General features: G+C 25.3%; 17 protein-coding genes and 2 pseudogenes. 2 read left to right on the top strand and 17 right to left on the bottom strand.

Annotated elements, in window-relative coordinates; genetic code table 11:
- Positions 1–7: 7 nt before the first annotated feature.
- The 3 genes and pseudogenes from ABFX13_RS07960 to ABFX13_RS07950 all read right to left on the bottom strand — a co-directional run.
- Positions 8–532 (bottom strand): annotated as a pseudogene (locus tag ABFX13_RS07960) (IS1595 family transposase); the annotation flags it as partial.
- A 298-nt stretch (positions 533–830) separates the two neighbouring features.
- On the bottom strand, positions 831–1,214 hold the full coding sequence (locus tag ABFX13_RS07955) for a PH domain-containing protein (RefSeq protein WP_346044681.1): 384 nt from the start codon (positions 1,212–1,214) through the stop codon (positions 831–833).
- 144 nt (positions 1,215–1,358) lie between these two features.
- A pseudogene (locus ABFX13_RS07950) lies at positions 1,359–1,466 on the bottom strand (IS1595 family transposase); the annotation flags it as partial.
- A 257-nt stretch (positions 1,467–1,723) separates the two neighbouring features.
- Between ABFX13_RS07950 and ABFX13_RS07945 the strand changes: the two are divergent.
- A complete protein-coding gene (locus ABFX13_RS07945) occupies positions 1,724–2,197 on the top strand; it encodes a DUF2975 domain-containing protein (protein WP_346044679.1) in 474 nt (157 codons plus the stop codon).
- A gap of 41 nt (positions 2,198–2,238) precedes the next feature.
- Here the strand turns inward: ABFX13_RS07945 and ABFX13_RS07940 are convergent, their stop codons facing one another.
- The 7 genes from ABFX13_RS07940 to ABFX13_RS07910 all read right to left on the bottom strand — a co-directional run bounded on the left by ABFX13_RS07940 (position 2,239) and on the right by ABFX13_RS07910 (position 13,298).
- Positions 2,239–4,275, bottom strand: coding sequence for an ABC transporter permease (locus ABFX13_RS07940; protein WP_346044676.1), 2,037 nt, complete (start codon positions 4,273–4,275; stop codon positions 2,239–2,241).
- Complete coding sequence (locus tag ABFX13_RS07935) at positions 4,265–5,032, bottom strand: ABC transporter ATP-binding protein (RefSeq protein ID WP_346044674.1); 768 nt, start codon at positions 5,030–5,032, stop codon at positions 4,265–4,267. Before ABFX13_RS07935 ends, ABFX13_RS07940 begins: the two co-directional genes overlap by 11 nt.
- 103 nt (positions 5,033–5,135) lie before the next feature.
- A complete protein-coding gene (locus tag ABFX13_RS07930; RefSeq protein ID WP_346044671.1) occupies positions 5,136–6,173 on the bottom strand; it encodes a sensor histidine kinase in 1,038 nt (345 codons plus the stop codon).
- Between the two features lie 2 nt (positions 6,174–6,175).
- Positions 6,176–6,844, bottom strand: coding sequence for a response regulator transcription factor (locus ABFX13_RS07925; protein ID WP_346044668.1), 669 nt, complete (start codon positions 6,842–6,844; stop codon positions 6,176–6,178).
- Between the two features lie 290 nt (positions 6,845–7,134).
- On the bottom strand, positions 7,135–7,644 hold the full coding sequence (locus ABFX13_RS07920) for a DUF4231 domain-containing protein (protein WP_346044666.1): 510 nt from the start codon (positions 7,642–7,644) through the stop codon (positions 7,135–7,137).
- A gap of 150 nt (positions 7,645–7,794) precedes the next feature.
- Positions 7,795–11,091 (bottom strand): HD domain-containing protein, encoded by a 3,297-nt coding sequence (locus ABFX13_RS07915; protein ID WP_346044664.1) that lies wholly within the window; start codon positions 11,089–11,091, stop codon positions 7,795–7,797.
- Between the two features lie 818 nt (positions 11,092–11,909).
- Positions 11,910–13,298, bottom strand: a complete 1,389-nt coding sequence (locus tag ABFX13_RS07910) for a metallophosphoesterase (protein ID WP_346044662.1) — start codon at positions 13,296–13,298, stop codon at positions 11,910–11,912.
- A 171-nt stretch (positions 13,299–13,469) separates the two neighbouring features.
- Between ABFX13_RS07910 and ABFX13_RS07905 the strand changes: the two genes are divergently transcribed.
- Positions 13,470–14,936 (top strand): aminoacyl-histidine dipeptidase, encoded by a 1,467-nt coding sequence (locus ABFX13_RS07905; protein ID WP_346044661.1) that lies wholly within the window; start codon positions 13,470–13,472, stop codon positions 14,934–14,936.
- A 213-nt stretch (positions 14,937–15,149) separates the two neighbouring features.
- On the opposite strand, the gene ABFX13_RS07900 is transcribed toward ABFX13_RS07905, so the two are convergent.
- The 7 genes from ABFX13_RS07900 to rbr all read right to left on the bottom strand — a co-directional run bounded on the left by ABFX13_RS07900 (position 15,150) and on the right by rbr (position 19,232).
- The gene (locus ABFX13_RS07900) at positions 15,150–15,716 is read right to left on the bottom strand and encodes a hypothetical protein (RefSeq protein WP_346044658.1); all 567 of its coding nucleotides are present in this window, start codon (positions 15,714–15,716) and stop codon (positions 15,150–15,152) included.
- Between the two features lie 78 nt (positions 15,717–15,794).
- A complete protein-coding gene (locus ABFX13_RS07895) occupies positions 15,795–16,217 on the bottom strand; it encodes a helix-turn-helix domain-containing protein (RefSeq protein ID WP_346044656.1) in 423 nt (140 codons plus the stop codon).
- A 234-nt stretch (positions 16,218–16,451) separates the two neighbouring features.
- Positions 16,452–16,655: a helix-turn-helix transcriptional regulator gene (locus tag ABFX13_RS07890; protein WP_346044655.1), complete on the bottom strand. Its 204-nt coding sequence runs from the start codon at positions 16,653–16,655 to the stop codon at positions 16,452–16,454.
- Positions 16,656–16,660: 5 nt separating this feature from the next.
- The gene (locus ABFX13_RS07885; protein ID WP_346044653.1) at positions 16,661–17,041 is read right to left on the bottom strand and encodes a DUF3796 domain-containing protein; all 381 of its coding nucleotides are present in this window, start codon (positions 17,039–17,041) and stop codon (positions 16,661–16,663) included.
- Positions 17,042–17,166: 125 nt separating this feature from the next.
- The gene (locus ABFX13_RS07880; RefSeq protein ID WP_346044651.1) at positions 17,167–17,631 is read right to left on the bottom strand and encodes a GNAT family N-acetyltransferase; all 465 of its coding nucleotides are present in this window, start codon (positions 17,629–17,631) and stop codon (positions 17,167–17,169) included.
- Between the two features lie 32 nt (positions 17,632–17,663).
- A complete protein-coding gene (locus ABFX13_RS07875) occupies positions 17,664–18,221 on the bottom strand; it encodes a GNAT family N-acetyltransferase (protein WP_346044649.1) in 558 nt (185 codons plus the stop codon).
- Positions 18,222–18,662: 441 nt separating this feature from the next.
- Positions 18,663–19,232: a rubrerythrin gene (gene rbr / locus ABFX13_RS07870; protein ID WP_346044849.1), complete on the bottom strand. Its 570-nt coding sequence runs from the start codon at positions 19,230–19,232 to the stop codon at positions 18,663–18,665.
- Positions 19,233–19,242 lie beyond the last annotated feature (10 nt).

The raw sequence follows: 19,242 nt of genomic DNA, 5'->3' as shown, positions 1-19,242 counted from the left end.
CTCCCGCCTATATTAGTTCTATAAATCTATTTTAATGGTTGTTTTTGTTACATAAGTATCTTTAGTAGCAACATTTATAAGCATATCCTTAATTCTATCGATTTTATTATTTTTCTTGCTTAATTTAAGAAACTTAAACCATGCTAAGTAGTTCTCAAGATACTTGCTAGAAACTCCGTTAAAAGGCTGTATCCATCTTTTAAAGTTACTATGTAAAGCATTTATATGTTGAAGGTGATATAAGGTGATATACATCATCTAGCATTTGCTTACCTTTGGGAACTAGCTTTAAATTTACTTTAAGTTCATTGCCAGCTTTATGATATGATTTATGCGAATCTGTACAAAAAGTAACATCATCACCTAGTTTACCATCAAATAAGCCTACTACATCTTTAGTTGTAATTCTTCCTTTACATACTACACCCATAAGTATATTACCTTTCCTATCTATAGCTGTCTCTATACAAATTTGGTCGTTAGAAATATCTCCCTTTTTCTTTTCATGTTTACCTTTACCTCTTCTCCTAGGCTATCTTGACATCTCTTACAGATACTTACCGTCTTTGTTAACATCCTTAAATTGACACTTAGGACATTCGTATCCTTTAGAAAATCTACTTTCTTTTATGCTATCTTTACATCCTTTCTATAAATTAATTCAAATATAGTTGATATCTATATTATAACTGATTTTTATCATAGATAATCACACAATTATTAAACAGAGCCATTAATTAAAATAGATGATATAGTGTTTTACTATACCCTATTTTTAATTGACTATAATTTACTTAAAAAAGGAACGCAAATTAATTGCGTTCCATATTCTATCCAATTATGTAGTTGTTGATTAGATGATATACTTTTAAAAGTAGCTCATCCATATTTTCATCTTTTATAAATCTAAGCTCTATGCCTACTCCTCCTGATAGTACTAGCTTTATTTCTGAATCAAAATCTAATCTACCTGCTGTTTCTATTGCATAGGTTACTATGTTTTTAAGTGGTATTGTATAGTATTCTGTTTTCTTTCCTGTTAGCCCTTGCTTGTCTGCTACTAATATTCTTTTATCTGTGAATATTGCTACATCTCTTATGGTTTTTACTGCAAAGCATATTTTCTCATTTGGTGAAACAAATGGAATTATAGTTTCTGGAACTGGTACTTCTTCATAGAATGTGAAAATCTTATTTACGCTTAAATCTGCCATATGATTTCTCCTTTTATAAGTATTCCTAAAAACATAATACATTGTTCAATACTATATCTTTATTATACACTATATTTGGAATAAAATTCCATAAAAATATTGTCAAATATCAGTGTTTTATTTTTAAACTGTAATAAAGACTATTAATGTTCCTATTCCATAAAACTTACTAATACAGTTTAGGATTTTATGTTTACAAAAGAAACTTGTTTCTATATTAATTTCAACTATTTCAACACATTTTCTTATAGATTATATATTTATTGCATTTTTTTCATAAAATACAACTCATTCACTAAGTGATTGATTAAATTAATGAGGTGAAAATTCTATAATTTTATATTCTTGTATTCCACAGACTTTAAAAGGTTTATTATCTATATAATTTATTAAACAATATATAATGTTTAAATCATTTTTAAATAGTTTGCCCAATTTCAATAAAAATTTATTGAGAAACGATAAATAATCTTTTATAATAAAAATATATTATCAAAAGGGGTGTTTTTATGAAAGCTACATTTTCAAAGGATATTTTAAACTTTATATTGTATTTTTTATTACTAGTTTTAGGTATTGGATTTATAGGTTTTCCTATAATGCTTATTCAAAACTTTAATACTGTTGATTTGTTTTCAATTTTTAATATGATGGTAAACTTAATGTATATTTCTATGTACTTAATCGTGGTACTATTTTTAATAAAAATAATAAAAAGTACACTTATAACACCATTTGTAAAAGAGAATGTAAAAAGATTTAAAATAATGGGTTGCTGTTTATTAGTAAATACAGTGTTTGAATTTATAATTGGATATAATGCAGCAGCTATTTCAGGGGGAGTAACAATAATAGGAAGTAATAGTGGAGGAATTACTCCACCAATGATGATTTGCTTAATTTCTGCTTTAATGTGCTTTGTACTTGGAGAAGTTTTTGATAAAGCAGTAAAAATAAAAAATGAGAGCGACTTAACAATATAAAAAAAGGCTGTTTCAAAATATAGTTTGAAACAGCTTTTTTATTAGTTATTTTTATTTACAATACGCTTATATCCTTTATATGTTCCAAAGAAGTATATAGCATAAATTACACATATACTAACCACTGCAATAACATTGGTTCCTACTATATCATAGTCTCCAAATATTTTAATTAAATTATTTGCCACCTTTATTCCAAAATAACTATGAACTAAAGCTAAGGCTATTGGAAGTGAGAAGTATATAAATACTTGTATAAAAATTGATTTGTTTATCATTTTTGAGCTTACTCCAAGTTTTTTAAGTATTTCATATCTTACTAAACTTTCTGTTGCTCCTGATAATTGGTTAAGTGCAAGTACTGCTGCACTAGATATTAAGAATATTATCCCTATATATAAACCAATGTATAAAAATATAGCTGCATTAGACATATTAATTTCTAAAACTACTTGTTTACTTATAAAGATTAAGATTGAACCATGGTCTTTTTGATATTGAATTTGTTTATTTTCACTTTTTTCAAGATTTTTAGTTAACTTATTTTCTGTATCTTTTTTATCTCCTATATAATTAAAACTTAAACATTTTTGACTTATATCATATTTATCTGCGTATTTATCTTCAACTAAAAATGTTATAAAATTATCTTTTGCTAAATCATTTTCTAAAGATTCATACTTATAGTTTTCATTTATTTTAAATTCATCATTTCCTATTTTTATACTTTTATTATTTTTTATATATTCTTTTATTGGATTTTGCATAGTAGATGAGTTTGTAACAAAAACTACTTCTTTATCTTTTAAATTTATTGGTTTTTTACCTGCCATTTTATTTAGCTTATTATAATCTGATAGTTTTATAATAGGAATATTATAATTCATCGTAAATTTTAATTGCTTAGATAAAAACTCATCTGAAGTATTTTCAAACATTTTAATAAACTTTATAGGAGATTTGTAAAAATTATAATCTAAATATTCTTTTGAATAATCATTTACATTTAAATCTAACTTTTTAAGTATTTCACTTAATTTTTCATTACTATAGTTTGTCTTTTCTTGAGGATTGTAAGTTTCTATGACAGTTATATCATATGGAGTTTGAGATTCTGCAGATTTTTCCATGGCATTTTTTAGTCCTATTGCTGAAGAATACATTCCAATTGATATAAATAACATTAAACATATAATACTCATTGATATATAGTTTGTATTAATTTTGCTGTTTAATTGTCTTAAAGTAAAAGTGTTAAGATTTTTTAAATATAAGTTTTTATCATTTTTAACTAATTTTATCAAAAATCCTGCCAAAGATCTAAAAAATAATACTGTTCCTACAACTCCTAAAAGTATAGATAGTTTAAAATTATTATCTGTTATGTCTACAAGAGCATTTTCTAAAATCAATTTATATGCAAATCCTAAACAAACTATAGATATTATAAATAGCGCTACAGATAATATTAAGTTTGTACCTTTTAACTTTTCATTTTTTCTTTGGCTATTTATTAAATTTATAAGTTTATATCTTGAAACTACTACAAAATTTAGAATCATAGTTATAAAAAACATTATACTAAAATATATTATTGTTTTTATACAAGCTTCTTTTGAAAATACAAATTGATATTTTTTCATATCCACTGAAAATAATTTTGCAGTAACTGAAGCTAATCCTTGAGATAAAAATACACCTATAAATAGCCCTACTGCCAAAGACATAACCCCAACTATTATAGTTTCATAAAATAGCATAAAAGTAATTTTACTTCTACTAATACCTAGTGTCATATATATACCAAATTCTCTATTTCTTTTTTTGATTATAAAGTTATTTGCATATATTATTAAAAAACCTAATATGAAAGATACAAAAACTGATACTATTGAAATTATCCTAGCTGTAACTTCCATTAGAGTTTTTTGATTTTCTGTTATATCCATCACAGCTGTTTGAGCTTCTACAGAGTTGAATATATAAAATATACAAACTCCTAGAGCAAGTGTAAAAAAGTAAATACTATAATCTTTTATACTTCTTTGAACATTTCTTTTGGAAAGCTTAAATAACATTGTTATTGTCACCTCCTAAAAGAGTAACAACTTCTATAATTCTTTTGAAAAATTCTTTTCTATCATCATTTCCTCTTATCAATTCATTAAAGATTTTCCCATCTTTTATAAATAAAATTCTTTTACAATAACTAGCTGTAAAAGCGTCATGAGTTACCATCATTATTGTAGAATTCATACTTTCATTTAATTCAGATAAATTTTCAAGTAAAACTCTCGCTGATTTTGAATCTAGAGCTCCTGTTGGTTCGTCTGCAAGAATTAAAGAAGGTTCATTTATTATTGCTCTTGCACAAGCTACTCTTTGCTTTTGTCCTCCTGATATTTCGTATGGAAATTTACTTAATATATCTGCTATTCCAAGTCTATTTGCTACACTTTTTACTCTTTTATCTATTTCAGACCCCTTTACTCCTAATATAGATAATGCTAAAGATATATTCTCATATACAGTTAAAGTATCTAGTAGATTAAACTCTTGAAATATAAATCCTAAATGTTCTCTTCTAAACTTTTCTATATTCTTTCTTGATAAAGTTGTTATATCCTTATCTTCAATTTGTATGTTTCCAGTAGTTACTTTATCTATTGTTGCTATACAATTTAAAAGTGTAGTTTTACCACTTCCACTAGGTCCCATAATCCCTATAAACTCGCCCTTATCAACCTCAAATGAAATATTATTAATAGCTTTTGTTAGATTTTTCTTATTCCCATAATATTTTTCTATATTTTTAACTTTAAGAACTGTACTCATTTTATCTCCTCCATATTTTTAATTTATAACTTTATTTTATAGTCTTTAGAGGATTTAATTAATAAGATAACCTTACGACTATCTTACGATAATGTAAGGTTATTTATATTTGAATCATATTACTTTTTGGAAATGTTATTTTTACTGTAGTTTCTTCATTAACCTCAGAGTATATATCTAATCCTAAATACATTTTTTGGGCTAATCGTTTTGATATATAAAGTCCCATTCCTGTTGATTTTTTTAGTTTTCTTCCGTTAATACCTGTAAATCCTTTGTTAAAAACTTTATTTAAATCCTTCTTATCTATTCCAATCCCATTGTCCTTTATGTATAATTCTAGACTATTATCTTTAAGCTTTGTGTATATAGTTATCTTTGGAAGTTCTTTTTCTAGCTTTTTATTTATAGTTTTATCTCCTATGTATTTTATAGAATTTACTATAATTTGATTTAGTATAAACTCCATCCATTTTCCATCACAGTAAACTGTCTCTCTAAAGTCTTCTATATCTATACAAATTCTTTTTTCTCTAATTAATTTTTTATTTCTTTTGATAGTATTGTTTATACACTTTCTTAAATCTGTTTCTTTTATTATGTAATCTATTTCAACTTCATTGGACTTTGAATAATAAAGAGCTTGTTCTATAAAATTTTCTACTTTTTCAATTTCTTCTAAAATACTTAAGGTATGTTCATTTTTATTGTTTTCTATAACTAGCTTACTAGCTGCTATTGGAGTTTTTATTTCATGTACCCATAAATCCAGGTATTCTCTGTATTCTTCTTGATTAAATTTATATTTATTGACTTCTTCATTCATAGATTTATCTGTAATGCTAAGTACATCATATAAAATTTTTCCTTCACAAAAAGATGGTCTTTTTATAACTACTGGTAGTAAATATTTTTTGTCTAGTTCCTTTAAAGAATTTATTACTTGATCGTAGTAACTTTTCTTTTTAAAATATCCATAAAAAAATTCTATACCACTTAAAGCTATCCAAAGCATTGTTGTAAAAATTATTGTTACTCTTTCAACTTGAGATGCCTTTAGTATAAAAATTACAAAAGCAAAAAATATAAAATTTAATAATATAGCTAAGCTTCTATCTTTTAAATAATCTTTTATATTCATAGTTACGGCATTATATAGCCTCTCCCCCTTTTAGTTTCTATGTATCCACTACATCCAATTTCACTTAATTTTTTTCTAAGTCTATTTATATTAACAGTAAGAGTATTATCATCTATGAATAAATCTAAGTCCCATAAATAATCCATTAAATCTCCTCTTGAAACTATCTTTCCTTCATTTTTAATAAGACAATTTAGTATTCTAAACTCATTTTTAGTAAGCTCTACTTCTTGATTTTCAAAGCTTGCACTATTTTTAGATAAATCTAGTTCTAAGTTTTTGTATTTAATAATTTCTGGATTAGTTTTTTTATAAGTTCTTTTTAAAAGTGAATTTATGCGTGCAAGCAAAATTTGTGTGTTGTATGGTTTTGTTACAAAATCATCAGCACCTAAGTTCATACTCATTAATTCATCCATTTCCGTATCTCTACTTGTAACTACAATTATTGGAATATCTGATTTTTCTCTGATTTTTCTGCATAAGTAATAACCATCACATACAGGAAGGTTTATATCTAATAAAATTAGATGAGCTTCTAAACTTAAAACTTCGTCTACTACATTTTCAAAATCTGAAATGGTAATAACTTCATAATCATAATTAGTTAAAAAGCATTTTAATTCATTTCTTATTTTTTCTTCATCTTCTATAATAATAATTTTTTCCATAAATAATCTCCCCTTGAAATTCTGTTACTTATATTATATATAAAAAAGTATTTTATCCAAAGTTTTTAAATATTAGCATCTTAATTTAAAGCAAAAAAGGGTATCGTGAAATACGATACCCTCTAAAATTTTTATATTTTAGCATTTTTTATAAACTCAGTCAAAGCATTTATCTCTCTATAACCTCTATTAACAATTTTGGTTAAAATACAACCGCTGAATATGCAAATAATATATAAATTTTAAGTTAAGACTAAATGCAATCAATTAAGTCTATGGTTTTAAAATTATTATGCATCATGAGAATCTTCAGTTTGATTAAATTTCAGTTTTCCCCATAAAGCTCTTTCAGCACTTATTATAGACTCTACATTTTCTATAAGTGCGCATTCTCTATCTTCTTTTTTCTCAATCTTTTTATAATCTCCAGATTTAGAAATACATCTTACACATTCCTGCTTTATTAATTCAACATGATCTCTATATCTAAACCAAGTTTCTTTAGCTGTAAATAAAGTTAGTATACTAGTAATAATACCTGCACCCGCTGACATACCTGATATTATTATATCTTTTTCTTGCCATGTTAACTGTGCTAATACAGGAATTAATGCATTTATAAATATTGAAATTATACTTAATATATAAAACATTCTTTTATAAAAAATAGACTTCCTAACATACCAATCTAGTAAATGTTCTAACCTATCTTTAATTATCTTTGTTTCTATTTCTTCTGTATAAATTACTAATGATTCAAGTTCTTTTCCTAAATTATTTCTACCTTTTTTCTGGATCATTTCATACTCCCTATTAATTTATTCAATTTTTTAACAATAAAAGTAGCTACACATCTAAGTTAAATATAGTGTAACTACTTTAATAAATTTTAAATTATAATATTTGAATGATACAAACATTATAAATATATGTCAAATATCTATTTATCACTATACTTCAACAGTTCCTACTGTTAAAGCCACCTCTTCACCAGAAATATCTTTCTCTGATTCTATTATATTCTCACATTCGATTTTTTCAGTATTAATTTCTTCATCTTCAATTTCACAACTTTTTACAGCGTCTATACATTCTTGTATAAATTCTCTATATGCATTTTCAATGTCTGCTTTTATATCCTTCCCTATGTAATTTTCTTTTTCTAATGAGTTTTCAGCTACACAATCTATTAATTCATTGAAAAATCTGTATCTTTTTAAGAATTCTATAATATAATCAATATCTCTTTCTAAAAAATAACCTTCTGGTACATTGTATAAAGGTGATATGATAAATTTATCATATTTTACCGGTACATCACCTATATGATTTATTGACAATTTATTCTTATGTATATTTACATATAATATTTTATAAGCATTACTTTTAATAGATTTTATTGGAGGTATAAGATGTCTTGAATTAAGGTTAATAATTGATTTCATGTATCTCTCTCTATATTTTTTTTCTGAAAAATTTATAAAATTTTGATTATTTCTCACCCTTAATATTATAACTTTATCTTCAACAAATTCTAAAATTGTATGTATACAAAAGTTTTGTTTTATATGTAAATATAATTCACGATCGAATTCATAGTTATATTTCGAACATATATAATTAATATCACTATACTTTTCTTTACTTATATCGTAAATCTCATCATGATTTAATGAATTAATTACATATCTAGTTTCAATGCATATAATCTTCTTAATATTAATTAGCTCCTTATAGCATATTTTTTCACTCTTTATTTTTTCATCATCCACTATTTTATGTAGTTCCCCCATAATAATTTTTTTGGAGATATCAATATTTTTAAATTCTAAATAATCCCCTGTATATTTTTTATATGCAAATAAAAACATTGATATTTTTTTATTTCCTAATTCATCTAGTTTATCTAATGAGTCTAAGCAACATATACTTTCGCCTAATTTTTTCATTATTTCAGGCATCAATTCTAGTTCTATTCGATTTCTTATATTTTTTAATTTCTCTTTATTTATACAATCTCTAGATACTCCCAATATATCTTTAGTTTTACCTTTATATATACTTATGTTATAACAAAAAAATCTTAATCCAAACTGTCTCGGCTCTTTACAATATATACCTTTAAAATTAAAAGTATCATCGTACCTATGATACCCCTGTTCCTCATCTAGCCCTTGTACTATTACTTTTATACCTTCTTTTTTATCACTTATTTCTATATCCATTAGTTTTGTACTTCTTTTTTTAAAAGTAGCATATTCATCTATTTTCTGATCTATGTATGTATTATTATCCATTTCACTTGGATTTATCTCATGTTTGCTATACCTATTTTTATTTATATATATATCAAGCATTTGCATATTATCAAGTGTTTCTTCTGTATAAAGAACAATCTGGCTATCCACTAACTGTTTATCTAAATTTTTTTCAAAAATATCAAAATTTTTTTGAATATCATAAATTTTACTTAGACAATCAATATCAATTGAATTTATACAATCTCCTATTTTGGCTTTACCTTTTATTCTCAAAGTTATTTTAGTTCCTATTATCTTTTTTTCTTTATATTCCTTAACAGTTATATATCCATTTTTTCTTCTAGATACAAAAGTTAAATCATATCCTATATCATCTTCCGATTTTGTTTTTATTTCCAATTCATCGGTTACTAAAAAAACTGAATGTAATCCTATTCCAAAATTACCTGTTGGTTGTAAAAATTCAGGCATTTCATCTATAAGTTTGATCAATTCCCTATCTTGATTCCAACTACCTCCAACCTTTTCCATGCGTTTTAAATCATTTATATTTATTCCACACCCTCTATCTTCTATAGTAAATTCAAGTTCCTCTTTATCTTCATCATAATCGATAGAAATATTTATAGGATAATATCTTTTTATTTTTTCTGGAAGATCACTTGGGAATTCAAAGTCTTTCTTATTTTTTATTTCTTTTAACCTAACTTCATCTATCCCTAGTAAATCTTGACTAACACCATCATACTTACCATACCTTATATCTTTCCACATTTGAATCTTTGTTGCATCCATTGCATTTTGTATTAATTCTCTTATAAAAATAAGTTTATCTGAATATATACCTTGTCCTTCAATTAACTCAAATGCTCTTTGGGGATCTATATTAGATTGTAAATCTAATTGCTCTTTTATATTTTCTGAACCTTCCATAGTTAGTTTTATATTCCCTAAACTTGGAGGCCCTCCTTTAAACCCTTTAGGCACAATATCAGACCATCTACTACTTAAATTTTTCACTTCTTCTTTAAGCCAGTCAAACCACGCTCTCGTTTCTCTATATGAATTTGGATCTTTACATACTGCAGATACTTGTATTTTTTCAGGAGATACTAAAAATAGTGTAATAGATTTATGTTTTTCTTTATGTGCTTTAGATGAATCTGGAAAATACTCAACTTTTTCAAATACCTCATTAAACCTTCCATCATCTAAATCAAGTAAATCTCCTAATCTTAGTAAACTAGCTATAAATCTAGGATGAATGACATCGGTTCCAATACCATTGTCAAATTGTTCTAATTCATTAAAACTATCTTCAAAGTTAGTTCCATGAGATATAGCAATTTTTTGTAATAATACAATTAATCTATTTGGTATTAACTTGTTATAATTAGAATTTAACCCAATACTAGACCCTTCTTTTATAAAGTCCGCACTTCTGACACTATGTTTTCCTCTATAATATTCAGAACTTATTGCCGTAACATAACGTCTTACTTTAACTGGCCAATCATTATCCTTAAAAGGGGTTTCGCTTTTTTGCATTTCAAGTAAATATTTAGCTGCTTCAACTATATATACATCAGAATTATTTTCTTCTAAATTTTTCAAAAAACGTTCAAAGCTTGGTTTTTTCCATTCTTCTAATAGCTCTTTTTGTGAAACTATCATTCCTATATCATGTAAATATGCACTTTCTAATATTAAAAATGTATCTGTTGGACTAAGTGATCTTATTCTATCTTCACCTAATAACATTTCTATTTTATTTATAATACTTAATGAATGACTTTCTCCATGCATACTATAATGAGGGAAATTATAATAAATAGCAGATAAAGCTCTAGCGTGTGTTTCTTGGTCTAGCGTCCATACTGCATATAAATTTTTATATTTTTCATCTTTGCTACATGTATTCTTTAAATGTTCTACTAATGAATATTCGCTCCAATAAGTTTCATTTCCCTTATATCTCTCATTCATAACTACACCTCTTAGATTTTTATATATTTTTAATAAATTTACATTTATTTCCATAATATATTATACGACATGTATCTATCTTTTTCATTCAAATTTTTAACATCTATCTAAGTTAAAAACAATACTAACAGCATATTTATAATAGCTATAAAATATCAAATCTGTAATTTATATATAGTCTGTTTTAAAAATTACTACAAAATATAGTAATCAAATTAAATATTCAAACTAACCTAGTCTAGTTTTTGAATATTAGTTTTCTATCAAAATTATTAATTCTAAGTTAAAACAAAATTCAACCACACAAACTTAATAAATTGCAAAACAAAATTATAGTAGTATTTTCAATAAGTTTTAAAATAATATCATTAAAATACCGTCTATTCATTGTGTTATAACGTTTTTTAATATATTATAAAAAATAATCGTCAAATAAATCGATACTTTTTTAACACTAAAAAGAGCATCATCTATCAATGCTCATTATTTTAGTAATCCTTTACAAATTTAAACTGTTCCTTTGTATAGGCTGTTTCAATTTTTATATTATAGTAATTTTCATCAAAAGAATTATCAGTTACTTTTAACATAATCTATTGCAAACTGGTCTTCTTTCACACGATTTATACTATTTTCATATTTAATAAGATTATCTAGCATTTTATCCTTCTTATCATACGCAATCAAATTGTCTGTAGGTTTAATTTTTAGTGAATGGATTTAATTTAGTATTTTTCCTTCATGTAATTCAAGTTCATATAGTTCATTGTTAGTGAAATATATACATTTTTTTCATTATTACAATTGTCTATTTATTTCTATATATAAGTTAAATGAGTTTCAAAATCTTCTTGTCCTTTTTTAACACTAAACTTATCATTCTTATTGGGCTCAATTTCTATAATACCATCTTTATAATTTGATTTATCAAACTTCATACTAATCCCTATTTTATCTTTATCTCCAATTAAATAAGATACAACTTTTTCATCTTTCATAAATACCATTTGAGGTTCATATCCTTTTTCCTGCTGGGCTAAACTTTTCCACTTATATCCTACATTTTTATATATTTCTTCTATTGTCGTGTTTTTGTCAAATACATATGCCCTATCCCATTCAAATGGAGTTATTTCTTTTAAATTTATCTCTTTTGTTCCCCTCTTTATATCTGCAATTTTATACACTAGTTCACCTGCATAATCATAACTTTTATCTTTTTCGAACTCTGTTAGCTTAACATACTTGTCTTTTACTCTCCACTTTTCTTTATCTTTTTCTAATTCAAAAGTTATTTTAGATATACATTCTCCATGTTTTCCAGGCTGTGTTACTATTACATTTTCACCACTTTTATTTTTATAGTCATGTTGTTCAAAAGCTGTATGAGTATGACCTGCAACTATTGCATCTATTCCATCTAATTCTTGTGCCAATTCTTGTATTCTATTACCTGGATGTTTAGGCTTTTTGGGTTTTTCTCCACTATGTGCTACCGCAACTATTATATCTGGATTTTCTTTTTCTTTCATTATCTTTGTCCATTTCTTGGCATCTTCAACTAAGTCATTCATATATAACTTTCCAGCATAACTCTCTATATCTTTTAAGTCTCGTTTTTCGTCTCCAGGTTCACCCTCATTGACTTCTTTTATAGTAAGCCCTAATATACCTAACTTAACTTGTCCATATTCAGTGTCTATTTGTTTTATAATATATGGTTTTGTGTAGCTTTCACCATTTTGTTTATAAGTATTTGCTGATAATACATCTATATTATTTTTTTCAAAGTCAGATATCATATTATCTAAATGAAATTTATTATTTGATACAAATTCATGATTCCCAAGTACTACTGCATCATAGCCTACTTCATTCATATCATTTGCTAGTGGAAACTCTACATACTTATTTTCAAACGTAACGATTTCAGTTTGCTTCTTACTACGCCTATCACTAAAATATTTATCCATAGCTCCACCACTATCACTATCAAAAAAATCTCCTGCATCTACTAATGATATGTTTGGATCATTTTCTCTTTCTTTTCTTATGTTCTGTGCCATGTTATATGGAACGGACCCATGTAAGTCTGTTGTTGCAAGTACATTTATTTGTGTACTTTTTGTTTTTGTTTCTGTGCATCCTGTTAATATACCTATTGATAGCGATACTATTATCATAGGTATAATTTTTTTAATTCCCATCCCCAACATTCCCCTTTATATTATCTTTTGATAATTAAAATGTAGCAGGTTATTTTTCTTTCTACAATATATTTTAGAAATTTTTTATATTAATTGAGTCACTATTTAAAACTTTTTCATTTAATGTTAGTATAAACTTAACTAAGGATTATCAAATTGGAGGGAATAATAATGGAGCTAATTAAAAACTTAAAATCTGAAAAAGTATTTTATTTCTTTAAACAAATATCAATGATACCGCGTAATTCTGGAAATGAAAAAAATATAAGTAATTATCTTTTAAAATTTGCTAAAGATAGGAATTTAGACGTAATACAAGATAGTTCTTTTAATATAATAATAAAAAAAGATGCAACAAAGGGATATGAAGATTTGCCACCTGTCATAATTCAAGGTCATATGGATATGGTATGTGTAAAATCAAATGATAGTAATCATGATTTTACAAGTGATCCTTTGGAATTAAAATTAGTAGATAATAAGTATTTATATGCAAATAATACAACACTAGGTGGAGATAATGGAATCGCTATTGCATACGGATTAGCAATATTAGATTCAGATGATATAAAACATCCTAAATTAGAATTTGTTTTTACTACTGAAGAAGAAACAACTATGAATGGAGCACAAAATTTAGATACAAATTTATTAGAAGGTAAAATTCTTTTAAATATTGACTCAGAAGAAGAAGGAGTATTTACATTAGGATGTGCTGGTGGAATTTTAATGGACTCAGAATTATTATTAGAGTTTGAAGAAATTAAAAATCCTACATATAAAATAGAAATTGGAGGATTATTGGGAGGACACTCAGGAATACAAGCTGATAGAAAAAGAGCAAATGCAAATAAATTAATGGCAAGATTACTATTTGAATTAAAAAAAGAAATTGATATTAATATAATTTCAATTGACGGAGGCGATAAATATAATTCTATACCAAACGTTTGTTGTTCTATAATCAGTATAAGTGAATGTGACAAAAATATTGTTAAAGAAAAATGCCTAAAAATTAAAGAAACATTTATGAATGAATATAAATCTGAAAATTTATTTATAAATATAGATGAAATAACTTTTGAAAATAAAAAAAATCAATTTACTAAAGAAATAACAAATAAAGTAATAGATTTTTTAGTATTACTTCCAGATGGAATACAAACAATGAGTGAAGATATTGATGGATTGGTTGAAAGTAGTATAAATTTAGGAATAATAAAAACAGAAAGTAATAAAATAGAGTTTAAAATGGATTTAAGAAGTTCATTAAGAAGTAAATTATATGAAATTATAAATAAAATTGAAATTATAAGTGAAATTATGGGATTTGAAACTAACAAATATGCAGAATACCCAGAGTGGGCATATAATTCAAATTCAAAAATAAAAGATTTAAGCGTAGAAATATATAAAAAATTATTTAATATAAATCCTATAGTAAATGCATTGCATGCTGGGTTGGAGTGTGGAGTATTTAAAGAAAAATTACCAAGTGATGTTGAGATAATAAGTTTTGGTCCTAATATATTTGATGTTCATACAATTAATGAACATATTGATATAGAGTCAGTAGAAAGATTTTATATATTTTTAATAGATTTATTGGAAAATATTTTTAAAATCCAAAATAATTAGTATCATGAAAATGTTTATTTCTCAGGCAATAACTGTATCTTTTTAAATATCTCGTTGGTGTTGATGCTTTTAAGTAGATAAAAAGGTCGTGCTTATAACACGACTTTTTTATCATTTTCTTCAAATGCAAATACTGTTGCATTATTTATTTTTATATAAATTAAATCCCTAGTCTTCTCATAATAATCTAGATATGTACCAAAACATATATTATTACAGACTTATGCATTCTAAATTTTTAACTATATTTTTATATCTTTCATTTTCCTTTATGAATTCATATCTCTCATCATTTATTAGTAGCTTTTTTAGACTTAATACAAGATATCCTTTAGACTGAACTCCTTTGAATAACTCTATTCCATCAAATAGTAAATGATTATTAAAGTTATAATCTTTATTTAAATTTTCTACAATATTTTCAATATAATCTAAAGTCTTTTCTATGTTTTTTTCTTTTGCATACAAATCAGCAAACATTAAATTTCTACTAGTTCCATACACATCTTCTAAGTCAAATATTTCTATAAGTTTATCTTTAAGGTCTAAAATATCCTTAACTTTTGATATATTATCTTCCTTGTAAGCTATACTAACATACCAATCTAAAGAAGTTATTAGATTACTTATTTTTTTATATGTCAAATCTCTTAAACTCTTTTTTGCTTTATCATATTTACCTTGATTAATATATAATCCAATCAACATATCTTCTCTATCCATATTCACCTTAGGTAAACTCAACAAAACTTCTTCTGCCTTATCTTCTTGCTTATTCATAGTATATAAAGAGCTTAATATATACTTTGAAGTTTCACTTATTTCCTGTATATCACTTTTAGAAGATGTTTCTAGTAATTATATAGCCTTATTAATCATAATATTTGCTTCATCTTCGTTAGTGGCACTAGCTAAAGACATCATATATAAAGAACCTATTCTAAACTTTAAAAACATATTATTTGGATACAGTCTTATATAATCTTCGCAAGCCTTTATTGCATTTTCAACACTATCTTTCTCAAATATAGTTGAACATTTTTTTACAAGTTCCATAACTTCTTCATTAGAGATTTCTATTTCATAGCTTAAAAGCTTATCTATTGTAGTATTAAAAAATCTAGCTATTGAAGGTAGCATAGTTATATCTGGATAGGAATTTTCATTTTCCCATTTTGATACAGCTGCTACAGATACTCCTACTGTGTTGGCAAAAACCTCTTGTGTTACACCTTTTTCTTTTCTTAATTTATATATAACTTCCCCAATATGCAATTTCATACTATCTCCTTTTGAATTTATAGATTTTTATCTTATATTTTAAATTATATATATTTGTAAATATCTAGACAATGGAACTTTAGTTAAGTAATAGTTTAGTTTTTTTAACCATCAGTTGAATTTTAAATAAAAATAACTGTACTCTAGTGATTCAATATATATAAGTACTAGAGCACAGTTATTTATTAAAATTGTGAAATGTATAATTACATATTCTGTTTATGAAAATCTAATTTAAAAATTAAATATAAACAAAGTTTCTATTGGTGTATCAAGTTCCCTTGATATTTTAACTGCTAATTCAAGTGAAGGATTGTACTTAGCATTTTCTAAACGAGCAATAGTTTCCCTTCTAACATTAACCTTAGTAGCCAGTTCTTCTTGTGTTAATTCCTTTAACTGACGATATTTTTTTAAATTGCTAGTAAAATTTGTCATAGTTTTTATGATTTCATATCAAATCTATAAGTTAAAAATGCCCATAGATTGACAGATGCCGCAAAAGTTAATGCTACTATTAATAATAGTGATCTGCAAAATAACTCAAATGTTAAATTTGGTTGTAAAAAACTTAATACACTTAATGTAAATGTTAGTAGAATACATATTCTAAAAGATATTGAACCAGCCTTATATTTATTAAACTTTAAACGTTCATCCTCAAATTGGTCCAATTTAGCCCACCAAATATAAGAAAAACTTCCCAAAGAAGCAAACCATAATAAATCAGAAGGATCTCCATCTATACCTGCAAATCCTCGAAATCCAAAAAAACCGAATAATGCGAATAGAACTAAATATTTATTTGAGTTTCCTTTTTTCATAAATAACCTCTCCTTAACGTGATATATTTGTATCCTTTTGTGATAAATATATTACGTTAAAGTAAATTCTATGACTAAAAAGATTGATAATCTTTAATAATAATATTTTAAAATTTAAATTACTTTTATTCATACTTCATAACAAAAAATTCACCAAACCCAGCATAGGTTTCCTGTTTTTTAATATTAACTATTTTAAAACCTTGAGATTCATAACATTTAATAGCTCTTTTATTCCAACTTCTAACCTCTAAAATAATTGGTTTATTTTCATATCTTTTACTACATTCATCTAAAGCCATCTTAATTATTTGCTTTCCTATTCCAACACCACAATATTCAGGTTTAACACCTATTCCCAAAAATACAGAATCACCTTCATCTACTAAATTTACAAATCCAATTAAATTCTTTTCTTCATTCAAATATCCAATAAAATTTTTTCTTTTTTCTTTCTTACACAAAGAAATTTGCTTATTTATAATTTCATCCCATGAAGGCAAATTATATATCTCATACTCTCCTTCATACCTCCAAGTAGTTATTTCCTTAGCCAATTCTTCAGTAAACTTAACTGGTTTTAAATTCATTATATCCTCCTAAAATAATTAACATTTGATAATTAAGACTTCCATTCAGATTTTAAAATTGAGTAAAGATTTAAATCATAGAAATTACCATTTAACTTGCCTACTTGTTTTAAAGTCCCTTTATACTTCATATTATTTTTTATCATTACTTTACCTGAAGCAATATTTTCGGTATTATGCATAGCTACAATTCTATTTAAGTTTATTTCCTCGAATAAATACCTAATAACTGAATTTAATGCTTCACTCATAATACCTCTATTCCAAAACTGTCTTGATAAACAATAACCTACTTCGCAAGAAGAACGCTTATCCTTTAAATTATATGCCTTAATATCCCCAATAACTTCTTTAAGTTCTTTAAGTTCAATAGCCCAATGATAAGTTTTATCATCACTATATTCACTAATCCAATAATCTAAAAGTGATTTAGTAACCATAACGTCTTTATGTGAATCCCATGATAAAAATTTAGAAACTTCAGCATCTGATGCCCAATTTTTAAACATATCATTAGCATCACTTATTTCAAATCTTCTTAAAATAAGTCTATCTGTATCTATTGTTTTAGTTCCTAGGTGTTTTATCATATAAAGTGATTCCCCCCTTTGTTTATAATTACAAATTCTATAATTTATCACTTTATATACAATTTACTTTGTAATTTTAATTTCCTCTAATTTTAGTTTAAAATAATCTCTATAAAATAAGTATTTAGCAAAAAATATATTTTTGAATAATAGAGGGGTTTTTAATCATAGGTGTTTTAGGTTGATTAGAGGTGTGCTTAATAGGAATTTCAGGTGTAAACTAGACAATATAATTTTGATAATTTTACAAATATGCAAAGTTAGAAAATTAGTATATATAGATTTTAATATTTATTTGATTTTTCAAATAACATAAAAATAATATAACTAGATTTTGTACTAGTTATATTATTTTTATTGAGTATTAATTTTTAATCCAAGTTAAAATAATGAAACCAGTGAACAAAGTTTGATCTTAATTCAACAGTGTCATTATTTTAATTAATAATTTTCTGCTCTAACTTCAAAAAATCCTTGAGAATACATACATACAGGACATACTTCTGGAGCTTTTTTACCCATAACAAGGTGCCCACAATTTAAACATTCCCACATTGTTTCTTCTGATTTTTCAAATACAGCTTTCATTTCAACATTATTTAAAAGTTTACGATATCTTTCTTCATGTGATTTTTCTATTTTTCCAACTTGTATGAATTTTTCTGCTAAATCGAAGAACCCTTCTTCCTCAGCATCTTTTGCAAATCTAGCATACATATCTGTCCATTCATAATGTTCTCCTTCTGCACCATGAAGAAGATTTTGATTTGTATCTCCTAGTTTTCCAAGTTCTTTAAACCATAATTTAGAATGCTCTCTTTCATTTCCTGCTGTTTTTAAGAATATTTCATATATTTGCTCATATCCTTCATTTTTAGCTACTTCTGCAAAGAATGTATATTTATTTCTAGCAATTGATTCTCCTGCTAAAGCTTCCATTAAATTCTTTTCTGTTTTAGTTCCTTTATATTTTGTAGCTGATTCACTACTTTGTGTTGTTTGTTCTTCTATTTTTACAAAT

It is taken from the genome of Paraclostridium tenue, assembly GCF_039521565.1.
In the GTDB taxonomy this organism is placed as follows: Bacteria; Bacillota; Clostridia; order Peptostreptococcales; family Peptostreptococcaceae; genus Paraclostridium; species Paraclostridium tenue.
This window is presented reverse-complemented; position numbering and strand designations above follow the sequence as displayed.

Bases quoted from the DNA above. Each gene is read 5' to 3' on its own strand.
- ABFX13_RS07920 (WP_346044666.1), bottom strand. From the start codon at position 7,644: ATGATCCAGAAAAAAGGTAGAAATAATTTAGGAAAAGAACTTGAATCA.
- ABFX13_RS07890 (WP_346044655.1), bottom strand. From the start codon at position 16,655: ATGACAAATTTTACTAGCAATTTAAAAAAATATCGTCAGTTAAAGGAA.
- ABFX13_RS07925 (WP_346044668.1), bottom strand. From the start codon at position 6,844: ATGGAAAAAATTATTATTATAGAAGATGAAGAAAAAATAAGAAATGAA.
- ABFX13_RS07885 (WP_346044653.1), bottom strand. From the start codon at position 17,041: ATGAAAAAAGGAAACTCAAATAAATATTTAGTTCTATTCGCATTATTC.
- ABFX13_RS07910 (WP_346044662.1), bottom strand. From the start codon at position 13,298: ATGGGAATTAAAAAAATTATACCTATGATAATAGTATCGCTATCAATA.
- ABFX13_RS07945 (WP_346044679.1), top strand. From the start codon at position 1,724: ATGAAAGCTACATTTTCAAAGGATATTTTAAACTTTATATTGTATTTT.
- ABFX13_RS07935 (WP_346044674.1), bottom strand. From the start codon at position 5,032: ATGAGTACAGTTCTTAAAGTTAAAAATATAGAAAAATATTATGGGAAT.
- ABFX13_RS07930 (WP_346044671.1), bottom strand. From the start codon at position 6,173: ATGAATATAAAAGATTATTTAAAAGATAGAAGCTTAGCTATATTATTA.
- ABFX13_RS07915 (WP_346044664.1), bottom strand. From the start codon at position 11,091: ATGAATGAGAGATATAAGGGAAATGAAACTTATTGGAGCGAATATTCA.
- ABFX13_RS07875 (WP_346044649.1), bottom strand. From the start codon at position 18,221: ATGATAAAACACCTAGGAACTAAAACAATAGATACAGATAGACTTATT.
- ABFX13_RS07905 (WP_346044661.1), top strand. From the start codon at position 13,470: ATGGAGCTAATTAAAAACTTAAAATCTGAAAAAGTATTTTATTTCTTT.
- ABFX13_RS07895 (WP_346044656.1), bottom strand. From the start codon at position 16,217: ATGAAATTGCATATTGGGGAAGTTATATATAAATTAAGAAAAGAAAAA.
- ABFX13_RS07880 (WP_346044651.1), bottom strand. From the start codon at position 17,631: ATGAATTTAAAACCAGTTAAGTTTACTGAAGAATTGGCTAAGGAAATA.
- ABFX13_RS07940 (WP_346044676.1), bottom strand. From the start codon at position 4,275: ATGTTATTTAAGCTTTCCAAAAGAAATGTTCAAAGAAGTATAAAAGAT.
- ABFX13_RS07955 (WP_346044681.1), bottom strand. From the start codon at position 1,214: ATGGCAGATTTAAGCGTAAATAAGATTTTCACATTCTATGAAGAAGTA.
- ABFX13_RS07900 (WP_346044658.1), bottom strand. From the start codon at position 15,716: ATGAATAAGCAAGAAGATAAGGCAGAAGAAGTTTTGTTGAGTTTACCT.